Origin of the sequence: Arenibacter sp. F20364, from assembly GCF_023015905.1 — a bacterium.
Lineage (GTDB): Bacteria > Bacteroidota > Bacteroidia > Flavobacteriales > Flavobacteriaceae > Arenibacter.
The window spans coordinates 1-14,561 of sequence record NZ_JALKBD010000041.1; the positions used below are offsets into that span (position 1 = coordinate 1).

10 protein-coding genes are annotated in these 14,561 nt (G+C 41.0%); 6 read left to right on the forward strand and 4 right to left on the reverse strand.

Annotated features, from left to right (window positions below):
• Positions 1 to 130: 130 nt before the first annotated feature.
• Positions 131 to 427: a type II toxin-antitoxin system RelE/ParE family toxin gene (locus MWU84_RS21245; protein ID WP_246905495.1), complete on the forward strand. Its 297-nt coding sequence runs from the start codon at positions 131 to 133 to the stop codon at positions 425 to 427.
• Between the two features lie 494 nt (positions 428 to 921).
• Here MWU84_RS21245 and MWU84_RS21250 read toward each other — a convergent pair whose 3' ends face one another.
• Positions 922 to 1,197 (reverse strand): type II toxin-antitoxin system ParD family antitoxin, encoded by a 276-nt coding sequence (locus MWU84_RS21250; protein WP_103441460.1) that lies wholly within the window; start codon positions 1,195 to 1,197, stop codon positions 922 to 924.
• A 749-nt stretch (positions 1,198 to 1,946) separates the two neighbouring features.
• On the opposite strand from MWU84_RS21250, the gene MWU84_RS21255 reads away from it, so the two are divergent.
• Complete coding sequence (locus MWU84_RS21255; protein ID WP_246905497.1) at positions 1,947 to 2,333, forward strand: hypothetical protein; 387 nt, start codon at positions 1,947 to 1,949, stop codon at positions 2,331 to 2,333.
• Positions 2,330 to 4,636, forward strand: a complete 2,307-nt coding sequence (locus MWU84_RS21260) for a relaxase/mobilization nuclease domain-containing protein (RefSeq protein WP_246905499.1) — start codon at positions 2,330 to 2,332, stop codon at positions 4,634 to 4,636. Before MWU84_RS21255 ends, MWU84_RS21260 begins: the two co-directional genes overlap by 4 nt.
• A gap of 133 nt (positions 4,637 to 4,769) precedes the next feature.
• Here the strand turns inward: MWU84_RS21260 and MWU84_RS21265 are convergent, their stop codons facing one another.
• Both MWU84_RS21265 and MWU84_RS21270 read right to left on the reverse strand, forming a co-directional pair.
• On the reverse strand, positions 4,770 to 5,984 hold the full coding sequence (locus MWU84_RS21265; RefSeq protein WP_246905500.1) for a site-specific integrase: 1,215 nt from the start codon (positions 5,982 to 5,984) through the stop codon (positions 4,770 to 4,772).
• A gap of 386 nt (positions 5,985 to 6,370) precedes the next feature.
• Positions 6,371 to 6,883, reverse strand: coding sequence for a VOC family protein (locus tag MWU84_RS21270; protein ID WP_246905502.1), 513 nt, complete (start codon positions 6,881 to 6,883; stop codon positions 6,371 to 6,373).
• Positions 6,884 to 7,003: 120 nt separating this feature from the next.
• Here MWU84_RS21270 and MWU84_RS21275 point away from each other — a divergent pair, with 120 nt between their 5' ends.
• A complete protein-coding gene (locus tag MWU84_RS21275; protein ID WP_246905505.1) occupies positions 7,004 to 7,312 on the forward strand; it encodes a helix-turn-helix domain-containing protein in 309 nt (102 codons plus the stop codon).
• A gap of 7 nt (positions 7,313 to 7,319) precedes the next feature.
• Here MWU84_RS21275 and bla read toward each other — a convergent pair whose 3' ends face one another.
• Positions 7,320 to 8,123, reverse strand: coding sequence for a subclass B1 metallo-beta-lactamase (bla, locus tag MWU84_RS21280; protein ID WP_281502602.1), 804 nt, complete (start codon positions 8,121 to 8,123; stop codon positions 7,320 to 7,322).
• A gap of 536 nt (positions 8,124 to 8,659) precedes the next feature.
• Between bla and MWU84_RS21285 the strand changes: the two genes are divergently transcribed.
• Together MWU84_RS21285 and MWU84_RS21290 are read left to right on the forward strand one after the other, a co-directional pair.
• Positions 8,660 to 11,986, forward strand: a complete 3,327-nt coding sequence (locus MWU84_RS21285) for a transglutaminase family protein (protein ID WP_246905511.1) — start codon at positions 8,660 to 8,662, stop codon at positions 11,984 to 11,986.
• 13 nt (positions 11,987 to 11,999) lie between these two features.
• Positions 12,000 to 14,561 carry a circularly permuted type 2 ATP-grasp protein gene (locus tag MWU84_RS21290; protein WP_246905513.1) on the forward strand — a complete coding sequence of 854 codons (2,562 nt, stop codon included), beginning with the start codon at positions 12,000 to 12,002 and terminating at the stop codon, positions 14,559 to 14,561.

A 14,561-nucleotide genomic window follows, 5' to 3' on the forward strand; every position in this document is an offset into this window, starting at 1 on the left:
AGTGAGGGCAAATCCATCGACTGGTGGGAAGAACTTACAGAAAGTGATAGGGTTAATATTCTAAGTGGTATCAGAGATTATCAACAAGGTGAAACTATGAAATCCAATGAATTCTGGAACGGTTTGACCAATGGATAGACCTTACAGGGTAGAATGGACAAAAAGGTCCTTATTAAACGCTATTGCCATTAAAAATTACCTGATTCAAAAGTTCACTGTAAAGGAGGTCGTTAAATTTGAAAGGTTGCTATGGCAATTTGAATTAACGGTATCCAATTTCCCTACATTATATCCTGAATCAAAAAGTCAAAAACTTTTAAGGCGAGCGGTCATTCACAAAAACACAACTGTTTATTACATTTTCAACAAAGACAAAGTGACGGTTGTAGCTATGAAGGATAATAGGAAAGAGAAGGCCGATAGATAACCCCGGTTAAAGTTAAGTCACTAGTGTCATGATTTTTAATAGCTTAATAGTTAGGGTAGTTCTTAATTCCTTTTCCTGGTTCTGTAAAAAGAACAATTTTTGGGATTATAATATAATTTTAGAAGCTTGTTGAACTAAAAAAAGTAATAAACCGTTCCACAACCGAAGAGCCAAGTTTTAATTTCGAACATATTTGATTTTTAACCAGTGCTTATAAATGGCGTTCAAAATCCTGTCTCTGACCCAATATGCGGACAACAAAAATGCCCTTTTCAGTTGGTTCGTAAAAAATTGTATGGGCTTTGTAATTGTATCTTTTTAGGAGCGGTGCATATTCGGCGGCACTTCTGCCAAGATCTGGTTTATCCGCTAAAGATTAAAAACATTGTAAGAACCCGGCAAGATAATCCCGTGTCTGGTTTTGCCCCCAAATCTCCAAAGTATAATCCGTTATATCATCAAGGTCATTGTCAGCCCTATAGGATAGAGCATATCTATGCATTCTGTTTTCCTTGCGTTTTGTCCGTTCGACGATTAATTGCGGCTTTCATAATCTCGTCAACGGTTCTGACCTTGGGGCTTACACCGCTATCATAGCCCGCCTGTATAGCTGCTTTTGTAATTAAAAATTCCCTATTGCGTTCCTCGTCCAAACGTATTAGATGCCGCATATATTCGCTATCGTTGGCGAAACCTCCATTTTCAATTTGCAGTTTGATCCATTGCTCTTGGGCTTCGGTAATGGTTAATGATTTTCGGACTGTAGCCATAATTTTATTCTTTTAAACATATATTATACGCAATATAGCATATTATCAGCGTATATTTAAAAGAATTAGGTGATAATAACAAAAATCACTCCATTTTCAACCGACATTAGGTATTAAGGATAACTTTTACCAAGATGCGTCTCATGCTCCATTACAACTTCTAGGAGGTATTTATATAATTGATGGTATTGGTAAAACAATTAACTCCATTAAACGAAACTTTTAATCGACCAATTATCCAACTAAATACGATCAAGTATAAACGTCAATAGGTGCATTTAAACCCATGTTTATTTAGACTTTTTTTTGGAAGCTATTCTCATAGATTATTCCCAGCCCCTGCGGAAGTTGAAAAACCTCCGCCTCCATTCCTCCCAAGCGGACGACTATCCTCCGTCCACTTTCGGTCATCTTTCCAAGTACGGTTTTTCAACCCCCTCGGTACCGCTGAAAAGCACAAGCGGTGAAAAACCACTTGCCCTTTCTTCCCCCTACCCACAAAAAAATTGGTTATTTCTATTTTTCTTTAATTTATCGACCACCAAATATGACCAGATAAATCGCTTTACTGTATCCATATGGTCTGGTTTGGTTCTATATGATTTTGAACGCTAAATAATTGATTATTAGGTTGTTATAATTCATTTTGATTGCCTATATTTATCCGTGAAACGGATAGCAAGTTGTATTCTAAGTAACTTAGAATTGTCTACTTCTGACGAAGTGTTTTGCTTTAAAAAGCAACGAAAATGGAACAAAATAAAAGAGGCCGGAAAAGATTGGGAAACAAGAAGCGCCATCACAATGTAATGCTGCGGTTCAACGATATGGAATATGGGAGACTGAAGGCGATTGCCGGGTCCTACGACCTGGACATTTCGGAGCGTGGGACAATAAGTCCGCTTCTGAGAAGATTGGTCCTGCACGTAGGGTCGGAGGAAAAAGATAGTCTTCCGTGCACCTCGGACCTTGCCTACCATATCAACAGGTTGGGCAACAACATCAACCAATTGGTCAAACTGGCACACTACAAGAACCTGAGAAGTCCGAACACTAGTTTGGAGAACGAGATACAAAAGGCTAACGGACTACTTAACGCACTTATAGAAATTACAATAGAAGAACGAACGGGATGATAGGAAGGATATTATATAGGGAAAGCTGTCAGGGAATGTTGAACTATGTGTTCGGGAAAGAGGGTATGCTCATACTCGGGTACGGGAACATGTACTCACAGGACATATCCCAGAAATTCTTCGGGAACGTACTCCATTTTCAGGGACAGCGCAATGCCACCAAGAATCGCTATGCCCATATTACCATGAACCTTCCCCACGGGGAACACCTTGATGACAGGACCTTCCATGAAGTCTCCAAGGAATACATGCAACAAATGGGCTATGGGGAACAGCCCTATGTAGTGGTAAGGCACACCGATACAATGCACGAGCATGTCCACATCATAACGACCAATGTGGACGGATCGGGAAAGGTCCTCGGAACCTTCAACAGCTATCGCAGGAACATGGCGACCCAACAGTACCTCGAAAAAAAGTTCGGCCTATCGCCATCGCCACGGACAAAACAGCAAAGGGAACTCCCGCTGTACAGATTGCCCGGGCAACAGTTCGGGATGGATCCTGCACAAGGGACGAAGTTCTATTTGCAGGACGTACTGAACAGCATCCTGCAAAAACATAAGGTGCGGAGCTTTCAAGAACTGGCAAAACTGGTCAGGCCCTATCACATCGAAATAAAGCAAACTAAAAACCAATCGGGAAGGATAGGGGTCGCCTTTGGCCTAGACAATCAAAAAGGATACCGGACAAGGTTCATCAACGGCTCCATTGTACACCCAAGCTTAAGCGGTCCGAAACTGCAAAAGGTATTTGGTACGAATTCAAAATCCAAGCTCTTGCCGATGCACCGCAAACGCCTGCTGAAACAGATAGGGACCACCTATGGACTTTTTAAGGCCATAAGGCCGCACGACCTCCCAGAAGTACTTAAGGAATATCAGGGCATCGATATAAAACTGGACATAAAAGGGGATGCCATCAAGGGATATACCATCCATGACAAATCGGGATATGCGTTCAAGGAAAGCGAGCTGAGCCCAAAAATAAGGATGGAGAAACGTCCCAATATTTTCGGGAATAGCGACGGACCCACGGAGATCGATACCGACAGCAAACAGTTCAAACTTGAAATCCGAAAACTGATAAAAGAAGCATTCATGACATCCTATCTGAAGTCCCCGGACCGCAACGGACTGTTCTCGGAGAACATGGTGGCCAAGAACCCAATGGATATCCTTCCGCATATAACAACATCCAAAGATTACATTTTTCTTGAACGCTACCTTCCTAGAAATCAAAAAAATTTGTTGATGGAAGCACTTAAAAAAGAGTTCCCTATAGTGAGGGACAGGCTATTCCAATTGGAGGAAAAAAAGGAAAAAGAAACCTTGGAAAGCAAGTTCCGGCTTATCGGCAGGATATTGGAAAACTGCATTTTCGATGTAGGGAAGGAAAAGGGGAGTGTCCATCGCCTGTTCCGGTCCCTTGGAGTAAAGTACAACGATAACCGATTGTCCTTTTCCAATTCCAACAAACATACGGTCCCTGTTCTTTTGGGCGACCTGCCCTTCCCCAAGGCCATTGACACGTATGTATCCACCGGTTTTGTCCGTCAAAACCATTCGGTGCTGGAAATGTTGACGGCACGGAATTCAGATATTGGCCCTGAACTTACGGCATCCTCCTTTTTTCTGCCAATGGTCTTTCCAAAACTTTACGGGACCATGGAAATAGGTTATAGGCAAGAATTCGAGAAGGCCGCATTGGGCCGTTATGTAAAACATGCCGAACGGATGCACGCGCCTTATGAAAAATCCCCGAAGGACTATATGGCCCTTTTCAACGCCAAGGGATTCTATTTTGTAAAAGGGAAGGACGGATTCGAGGTCAGATCCATTTATACGGATCATAGTACAAGTTGTAAGTTGCCCAATAGAACGAGCCTATATTTGAATTCCATTCCCGATGTCACCGCAACATTATTGGAACAGCAGACCGTTATCAACGGCCTGATCAAAGATGGCAGGAACGACCTCAAGAACCTTTGGGCGGGCCATCTAATGGAAAGGGGAATGTACGATAGGGCCGCCTTTATGCTGACAGCGGAAAAGGTCTACCCGAACCTGCATGGCTGGCAAGCACAGCACCATATGGACAACGGACTTCGGAAAAGTATAAATAAGGCACTGGAAAGGAAATCTTCCATCGAACAAAACCGTTTGTTGCGAAAAGGCGTTTATGCCATCAGTTCGTTATTGGGCAATAGGGGCAAAAAAGGGCAAGAGGAGATTTACAATGGCTTCAAGGATGAACTCACCGATTGGTCGAAGTACAAGGGTAAGGGGATTTTTTCAATGTAGCTTTTAAAGAAGTGATTGAGTTATAGAAATTGACACCGCAAAAAGTGCTTTTTTTCGTGGATAGGGAGAAAAAATAAAAATACGCAAAGTATTAACTTTCCTTTTTTGCTTAACTTTTTGAAACTTTGAAAATTTAGAAATTAATAACCTTTTCTAAAGCATCATCAGTCTCTTTATGCATAAAATTGGCTTGATAATTTATTGTAGTTGTAACGGTGGAATGACGATATAGCTTTTGCAGCATCTGAATAGGAATTCTGTCGCCTGAAATATTGCCAAAACTGTGACGGGCAATATGCATGGTGAGCTTTTTGTTAATTTTCGCTTTTTCTGCGATATGCACGAGATATTTATTAAATTTTTTGTTGGCGGTTTTTACTTTGTTAAAAACATCTTTCGGATTTTTCAGGTCAGCATTGTTCATTTCAGGAAAAACAAAATCCTCACTGGATCTCCTGTCCTCATAATATCGTCTTAAAAGTGATGTAATTTTCTCTGGTAATTTAAAGGATAACAATTTTTCGTTCTTCCCCATACGATAGTGTAACCGGCCATCGTAAATATCGCTCCACTTAATCATAAGAACATCACCAACACGCATCCCTGCAAGATAAAAACTAAACAACCAAACATTTCGCGCATGAGATTGCTGTTCCGTTAAGTCCTCCAAAGCCTCGATTGATTGAATTTCTTCTATGGTAAGCCCAACTTTTTCGGATTCGGGGAATTTGATGCGTATTTTATCCGCTCCAAATGGATACAATTTTCTGTCAACAATTCCTAATCGTATAGCTTTATTGTACAGGGTTCTAATTACAATTAAGTTGTTAATGACCGAGCGTTGAGATACTTTTCGTGTAGTTTTCAAATAGAGTGAAAAACGACGCAATAAAGCCTCGTCAATTTCTCGAAAACTTAAATCATCATTATCGACAAACCTTATAAAATGACCGACTCGCGCTTTATCGGATGATAAACGCTGTAGTTTATTTGTTTTTTCTAAATTATCTAAATAATTATCGGCAATTTCTTTAAAGCTAGTTTTGGTAAGCGGAGTTGCAATTTCCTCTTTTATCTGTTTTGACGAGATATCATTTTGATGAGTCTGTAAATCAATTAAGGTTTGATTCGCTTCAGCCAACTTCTTGATTAGAAGATTGTTTAAGCGTATGGAATTGGGATGCGATTTTCGCACCTCGCGATTGCCTTTATCCCAATATTTAATAGCAATGTAATGCCCTACATAAAGATAGGTCGTTTTTCTGTTTTTAGTTATGCGAACCGCTAAAGGAAAAAGACCTTGTTTGTTCGCTTTCTTGCGAAGAGTTACCTTTATACTTGACCCCATACTTTACTATTTATACTAAAGATACGAATTCTAGGTACAACATAGGTACAACAAATGGTGGTTTTTTATGGTTTTATATGGTCTTTATTGTTTTTTGTAAAAATGTAAATAGCATAATATGAGCTATTTAACTACATATGGCATCAAAATACTCTGAATTCAAAATCCAGTTCTTCGGAGTGTGGGTTCGATTCCCACCTCGAGTACAACAAAAACCCTGAAAATCTGATGATTTACAGGGTTTTTTGTTTTGATTTACTTTTAGCCTGCTTGCACTATTGGCAAATCCAAAGTCGGGAGATTATGTTCATCGTGTCAACCTTCAAAAACCTACATTCATGAGATAACTGCCAATAGTTTAACCCATTGCTTTTAGGAGCACCCAATTATTTTTGGTACGCCCCGGAAGAATAAGTAAGCTCATAACTATGGGTATAGACTTCAAACACTATCCCGAACGGGTCCTCTACATAACACATTTTATAGGGTTTGTCATTGGGATAATATTCTCTGATGGGCATTCTTTGCTTCCCGCCATGGGCCACAATCTTGGCTACAAGCTCCTCAATATTGGGGTCCTGAATACAAAAATGGAAAAGACCGGTATTAAAAGGACTAAACTCTGGCGCTTCTTTTACCCCATGTGGAAAAGTAAACAATTCGATCCCAATCCCATCTGAGGAGGACAAATGGGCAATTTCAAATTCCTCCCAATTCTCCCCAAAAACATCAATACACATTTGGCCTATTGCCGTTTCACTTTCCTTCTTAACCGTGGATGGTTCCATAATTATATACCATCCCATGACCTTAGAGTAGAATTTTACGGCCTCTTTAATATTGGGGACGGTAATCCCGATATGTGAAAATGATTTCGGATAGGTTTCATTCGCTTTCATAACTTCTATTTTAGAGTGTAAAATTACCCTATATTTGCCTTATTGGCAATAACTTACCTAAAAGTGTCATAGTTACCAAAAAGGGTACAATACTGATTAACAACTGTTTAAATTACTAAAATGAGTGAAAATAATTGCCCCTTGCATTATACCATGAACCTCATCGGCACAAAATGGAAGCCTTTGATTCTGTTTCATTTATTGGAATACCCTTTGAGATCCGGAGTATTACAGAAGCATATTTCAGGAATTTCCAATAAGATGTTTACCCAGACCGTGAGGGAATTAGAGATGGACGGACTAGTTGCCAGAAAAGTCTTTCCCGTTGTTCCCCCAAAGGTGGAATACAGGCTAACGGATAAAGGAAAATCCCTAGAAAACATTTTAAGAAGTATGGATCAATGGGGGGCAACTTTCTACAAGGACTAAAAAATTATTATTGAAACAATTCTATAGTATAGTCCAACAATTCGATTCCTCCAGATTTTCCATGGCCAGGTATTACCATTTTTAGGGAAGGATATTTCTGTTTTAGTTTAGTTACCGTATTGGACCACTCAGTTAGGTTGGCATCTTCCAGATTTCCTTTACTGGCGCCAACTTCCTTTATTAGGCATCCACCAAAAATGGCATTTTCCAAAGGAAAATAACCTATAACATTGTCCTTGGTATGTCCTTCTCCAAAATATTCCATATATATCCTTTTGCCCCCAATATTGAGTGTAAGGCTATCGTCAAATCCGTTGATGGGCTTAGAAAATTCTTTGCCATTGGCTTCCAGCAGTTCCAAAGTCTTATTGGATGAATAAGCGGGAATGCTGTATTCATTGAAGGTTTCCAATCCGCCTACACAATCTCCATGAAAGTGGGTAGGGATCACCCCTATAATGTTACAATTAAGTATTTTGGTTACAAAGTTTATCAATCCCAGGGAACTATCATCATCCGTTGGCGTATCAAAGACAAGCGCCTCCTTATCATTTACGACCAACATCCCATTACAGGCCACCCTGCCAAAATCGTTTGTATTTAAAAACGAAATATGTTGGTAGATATGGTTCGATAGCCGATGTACAATTAAATTGTCTGTTTTATAAACAATAGTACTGTCCGCCAAGGAAGTTTTAACGGTTTGGCCGACAACTAACTGATCGGTTTGGTTTCGTTTGTTTGTGGCATCATTACAGGAATGGAGCAAGAAGCCCACAACTGAAAAGAGCATTAATAGGTATTTAGCCATGATAGAGTTATATCGGAATGTGCGAATAAGACAAATATAGGATGCAAATGTAATTAATCTAATAGGGTGTTTTGTTAATTGTCAAATTTTCGTAACCCAAAAGATATAATCCCAACCATTTACCCTACTAGTGGCAGGAACAGTCACCAAAACCCCATCAGAATATGCATTTTTAAGCTGCCCGACTAAAATCCATACCAAATTTCTCCTCACAATTTCCTTTCCCGTTTCCCCAAAATATTCCGAGATATTTTTTTCCGATGACAACATATCAAATTCAAAAAAACACTTAAACTTGATTTGATTGGTTAGAAGGAAGGATTGTAGTCATTTTTGTTCCCTAATCCTACTTGAGGCATTTCGGGCAACCACACTTAAAAAACAAAACACTCAAAAACCCCTTCAGGATTATCAATCTAGCAAAAAGGAATGTCGATTAATTTTTTATGGATAAAACTTTGACCTATATCAATTTAATAGAAGGGATTGCTAATATAAGTGCATATCTTAGGGGGTATTGAAAATTTGATTTCCTCATGGCATTAAAAGTAGCAATATCCCATAAGACCGTTTATAAATACGATCGAAGGATTAACCTTTCACCACATATTTTTAGGTTAAGACCTGCACCACATAGCAGAACGCCCATAGAGGCATATTCCATAAAAATTAAACCTGAAAACCATTTTTTCAATTGGCAGCAGGATCCTTTCGGAAATTACTTGGCCCGTATTGTTTTTCCCGAAAAAACCGAAGAGCTGTCGGTTGAAGTCGAAATAATTGCAGATTTAAAAACTATTAACCCTTTCGATTTTTTTGTCGAGGAAGCCGTTGAGAATTTTCCTTTTACCTATTCTGAAGATCTAAAGAAGGAATTACTACCTTATTTGGAAATAACGGAAAAAGGGCCATTGCTCAAAGAATGGCTGGAAAAGATAGATCTGACTCCTATGCGGAGTATTGATTTTCTAATAGGCCTCAATCAAAAATTGTACAACTACCTCAACTACACAATCCGCATGGAACCCGGGGTACAAAATTGTGAGGAGACCCTTGGAAACAAATTAGGCTCTTGTAGGGATTTTGCCTGGCTGTTGGTGCAAACGCTCCGTCATTTGGGGTTGGCAGCACGTTTTGTTTCAGGATATCTTGTACAGTTAAAGTCGGATGAAAAATCTCTCGATGGTCCTTCCGGTCCTGAGGAGGACTTTACAGATCTGCATGCTTGGGCCGAAGTATATTTGCCCGGTGCGGGTTGGATAGGACTGGATGCCACCTCTGGTCTTCTGGCGGGGGAAGGCCATATCCCTTTGGCCTGTACTCCATCTTTTGAAAGTGCCGCTCCGGTATATGGACTAACGGATCCCTGTGAAACGGAATTTGAGTTCGACAACTCCGTAACCAGGATTTTTGAGTCTCCCCGTGTAACCAAACCTTATACCGAAGATCAGTGGAAAGCCATTTACACTTTAGGCTTTGCCGTGGAGGATGAACTACAACAAAATGATGTAAGATTGACCATGGGTGGTGAACCCACCTTTGTTTCTATTGACGATATGGAAGCCGAAGAATGGAATACTGCGGCCGATGGGGAACACAAACGCGAATTGGCAAGCTCCCTTTCAGCCCGGTTGATGGATGCTTTTGGCACAGGAGGAATGTTGCACCATGCCCAGGGAAAATGGTATCCTGGCGAACCCTTGCCACGTTGGCTTATTGGCATTCATTGGCGCAAGGATGGCGAATCTATATGGAAAGAACCTAAATGGCTGGCTTCCTTTACAAAGACCTATACCCTACCAAAGGATATTACGGACACTTTTTTAAGGACCTTGACCAAATACTTGGCCTGTTCCAATGACAGTATCATTCCTGCCTATGAAGATGCTTTCTATTTTCTGTGGGAAGAAGGGAAACTTCCGGTAGATGTGGAGCCAAAAGATTACAATAAAAAAGACACGGCCCTAAGAAGAAAGTTGGGAGAAGTGCTGGAACAGGGAATAGGTAAAACCGTAGGCCACGTTTTGCCTTTGGCCAAAAGCAATGACAATTGGATTACCAACCCCTGGGAGTTTAGGGGCAAACATCTGTTTTTAACCCCTGGAAATTCCCCAATTGGATTGCGGCTTCCCTTAGAATCTTTGCCCAAAGAACCGGAAGTACCATCAGAACCCACTGCTGAACCTGAACTTTTTGAAAAAAAGCCAAAATTAATGCCTTATGGGGAAGTTTTGCAAGTACGAATGAGTACCAAGGCATCAAAATCCCCTGCCAAAAAACAACCTTTTGTACGTACGGCCATATGTGCAGAGGTACGGGACGATAAATTATTCCTTTTCCTTCCTCCTTTGGATAGTGCGGAAGACTTTTTGGATTTAGTGGCAAGCATTGAAGCAACGGCCAAGGAATTGGAAGTACCCGTAATTTTGGAAGGCTATGAGCCACCAAGGGACAACCGCCTGGAAGTGCTTAAAATTACGCCGGATCCCGGCGTAATAGAGGTAAATGTACATCCCGCCAAGAATTGGAAGGAGCTTACGGACAACACCTTAAAGTTGTATGAGGAAGCAAAAAAATCCCGTTTAGGAACCGAAAAATTTATGTTGGATGGCAAACATACTGGTACGGGAGGCGGCAACCATGTTACTTTGGGAGGGGCCACTCCCGCAGATAGTCCTTTGCTGCGAAATCCACAACTGCTGCGCAGCCTACTTACTTTTTGGCAACACCACCCTGGACTTTCCTATTTATTTTCCGGGGCATTCATTGGACCAACAAGTCAGGCTCCACGTGTGGATGAGGCGAGACTGGAAAATCTTTATGAATTGGAAATTGCCTTTTCCCAAATCCCGGAGGATAAAGAGGTGCCCTTTTGGTTAACGGACCGTTTATTTCGCCATTTACTGACAGATATTACCGGCAATACACACAGGGCCGAATTCTGTATCGACAAATTATATTCTCCGGATTCTTCCTCGGGCAGATTGGGTATCCTGGAATTGCGCGCTTTTGACATGCCGCCACATGCACAAATGAGTCTCATGCAGATGTTGCTTGTGCGTACTTTGGTCTCATGGTTTTGGAAGCATCCCTACAAACATAATCTAGTGCGTTGGGGTACGGAACTACATGATAAATTCTTGTTGGAGCACTACGTAAAAGAAGATATTAGGGATATTGTTTCCCAATTAAATGATGCGGGATACCCCTTTAAACTAGATTGGTTCGATCCATTTTTTGAATTCCGGTTCCCCTTATACGGCATGGTAGAGATTAACTCTATGCAAATAGAACTCCGCATGGCTATAGAACCATGGAATGTGTTGGGCGAAGAAATGTCCGGTAGGGGAACGGCACGATACGTGGATTCCTCCTTGGAAAGAGTACAGGTCAAAGTAAAAAACTTTACGGAAGAACGTTACAACCTAACCTGTAACGGTGTAAAAATAGAGTTGAGCCCTACAGGAACCAAAGGTGAATATGTGGCAGGAGTGCGGTATAAAGCATGGGAACCATGGTCTGCGCTTCACCCCACCCTTGGAGTAGATGTGCCCTTGGTTTTTGATATTATAGATATGTGGAACAAAAAATCAATTGGCGGATGTACCTATTTTGTAGCCCATCCCGGTGGACGCTCTTATGACACCTACCCCGTTAATAGTTATGAGGCAGAATCCAGGAGAATCAACCGATTTTGGGATTTTGGACACTCACAGGGCGAAGCAATACCGATGGAAATGGGCCTTACAACAAATTTTACCGGCAGGATGGTAGAACCTAAGGCCGCTTCCAATACCTTTGTATACAAAGAAATACCCATAAATCCTGAATATCCACATGTGCTGGATTTGCGGAAGAAGTAATTCATAAATAATTATGCCGATAACAAGTACCAGCTGGTTAAGTAATTATATTACCGAATATAAGAATGATGAAATGTTTACACCGCAGAATGGTGTAAAGCCGTATTGGAAGAAACTTCTCACGGAATTTGACAAGTTGGGTTATAACGGATTAATGGCCCGCCAACGGGATATTGATTGGCTACTTTCCGAAAATGGCGTTACCTACAATGTTTATAACGATCCCCAGGGCATGCACCGCCCGTGGAACTTGAATGTTGTTCCTTTTTTACTCCGGCAAGCCGAATGGCGGACCGTAGAGGCCGGTTTAAAACAACGGGCAGAACTGTTAAATTTAGTTTTAAAGGATATCTATGGCGAAGGCCATCTAATAAAAAATGGAATTGTCCCGCATGAAGTAATTAATGGACATCGTGGGTTTTTAAGACAATGTAGTGGTATTGAATACAACACGGAAAAATTTCTTTCCATTTATGCTGCCGACCTTTCCAGGGGAACGGACGGTAGACTTTGGATAGTGAACGACCGTGCAGAAGCACCTTCAGGTATGGGATATGCCTTGGAAAACAGGTCTACTACCAGTAGAATTCTCCCTGAAATGTATGCTAAAATGAATGTGAAGCGACTTTCTGGTTTTTTTAAGGAATTTAATCAGATGCTCATAGAGGCTTCACCTGTAAAAAAGGAAAACCCCAATATTGCCATATTAACCCCTGGGTCCCACAACGAAACCTATTTTGAGCATGCCTATCTCTCTTCCTTCCTCGGCTATCCCTTGGTACAAGGGAATGACCTAGTGGTAAGGGACGGTTTTGTATGGATGAAATCCTTACAGGGACTTAAGCAGATAGACGTTATATTGCGTAGAGTGGATGATGCATTTGCAGACCCCCTGGAACTGAGGGAAGATTCCCAGTTAGGGGTTGCAGGCTTATTGGATGTAGTGCGCAGAAAAAATGTTTCCATTGTTAATCCTGTGGGTAGCGGGGTAATAGAAAACCCAGGTTTAATCCCCTTTATGCCAGCTATAGCCAAGTACTTTCTTAATCAAGATTTAATTCTACCACAAATTGCATCCTGGTGGTGCGGACAGGAACAGGAAAGAAAATTTGTATTGGAGAACTTGTCTCAATTGGTGATCAAAAGAATTGATAGGACCAATAGGGAAAGTATCCATTTTGCAGAGTTCATGACCCTTCAGCAATTGGAAGACCTAAAAAAAGAAATTGAACTAACTCCGTATCGTTTTGTAGCACAGGAGAAAATAAGCTTTTCTACAGCGCCAAATTTAGTTAACGGGTCTATAGAGTCTAGAAATTTAGTAACCCGTACTTTTTGCATAGCCTCCAACAAAGACTACAGTGTAATGCCCGGTGGGCTGGTACGTGTGGCTCCGGATAGGGAAACTATTAGGGTGTCCAACCAACGGGGAGGCACAAGTAAGGACTTTTGGATATTGGAAGATACACCGGTCAAGGAAGATATAACTAGGCATTGGCAAAAACGGAGTTCCCTGGCCGCATCGGGTTTAAACGATTTACCCAGTCTAACTGCTGAAAACTTGTATTGGGCGGGGCGTTATGTAGGCCGGACTTTAGTAAATGCACGCTTTATTAGAATGGTCATGAGACAAATGGCCCTGGTACAGAACAAGAACGAAAAACCCGATTCCATAAAACTCCAAGTCCTGTTTAAAGCAGTAACCCAGTTAACGGGTACTTATCCTGGCTTTGCCGAGAAATCTCCGGATGGCAAATTAGCTATGGAAGATCCCATGCAGGAAATGTTATCGGTAATATTGGATAAAAATAGGCCAGGGAGTTTAGCGCACAACCTGGCCATGTTCGGCAATTCCTATTATTCCATTCGGAATCTTTGGTCTTCGGATATGTGGCGAGTGTTCGAAAATATTCAAAAAATATGGCAATCCTTTGAAGAAGGAAAGGACCGTTCCATTAATAAGATCTTAAAAGTACTCAATCAGCTTATCACCCGTTTAATCGCTTTTATGGGTCTTATAGAGGAGAGTATTTTGGTACAGCAAGGCTTGCTGCTATATTTTATTGGCCTGCAATTGGAACAGAGCATGCTGACCATTACCAAATGTCGCTCCCTGCTTACCATTAAATACGAGGAACAGGTAGAGTATGATCTGTTGGAGTATTTGTTGACCAGTCATGAAAGTCTAAATATCTATAGATATAGTTATAGATCCCATATTCAATTGGAGCACCTTTTGGACTTGGTAGTACTGGATATGGAATACCCTAGATCTTTGACCTTTATGTTGAACAGAATCCAAAAAGACATTGCACGTTTACCGCACTCCCGCAAGGACAGTAATTTAAGCAACTATCAGAAATATGTTTTTGACGCTTTCTCCAAATTGCGCTTGGCAGAGTCCTCCAACTTAGTCAAAACTAAATCTGAAACCGATTTTTTCAGGGAAGAACTGGATGAGTTATTGGAAAAACTCTCTGAACTTTTATTCAAAACATCCCAATCAATAAGCAGCACCTATTTTAATCATACGGACAAACAAAATCAATTGGTTACCCAATCCTTTCCTTTTTGA

Coding starts and splice junctions, on each gene's coding strand:
- MWU84_RS21285 (WP_246905511.1), top strand. CDS start 8,660: ATGGCATTAAAAGTAGCAATATCCCATAAGACCGTTTATAAATACGAT.
- MWU84_RS21275 (WP_246905505.1), top strand. CDS start 7,004: ATGAGTGAAAATAATTGCCCCTTGCATTATACCATGAACCTCATCGGC.
- MWU84_RS21245 (WP_246905495.1), top strand. CDS start 131: ATGGATAGACCTTACAGGGTAGAATGGACAAAAAGGTCCTTATTAAAC.
- MWU84_RS21250 (WP_103441460.1), bottom strand. CDS start 1,197: ATGGCTACAGTCCGAAAATCATTAACCATTACCGAAGCCCAAGAGCAA.
- MWU84_RS21255 (WP_246905497.1), top strand. CDS start 1,947: ATGGAACAAAATAAAAGAGGCCGGAAAAGATTGGGAAACAAGAAGCGC.
- MWU84_RS21260 (WP_246905499.1), top strand. CDS start 2,330: ATGATAGGAAGGATATTATATAGGGAAAGCTGTCAGGGAATGTTGAAC.
- MWU84_RS21265 (WP_246905500.1), bottom strand. CDS start 5,984: ATGGGGTCAAGTATAAAGGTAACTCTTCGCAAGAAAGCGAACAAACAA.
- MWU84_RS21270 (WP_246905502.1), bottom strand. CDS start 6,883: ATGAAAGCGAATGAAACCTATCCGAAATCATTTTCACATATCGGGATT.
- bla (WP_281502602.1), bottom strand. CDS start 8,123: ATGGCTAAATACCTATTAATGCTCTTTTCAGTTGTGGGCTTCTTGCTC.
- MWU84_RS21290 (WP_246905513.1), top strand. CDS start 12,000: ATGCCGATAACAAGTACCAGCTGGTTAAGTAATTATATTACCGAATAT.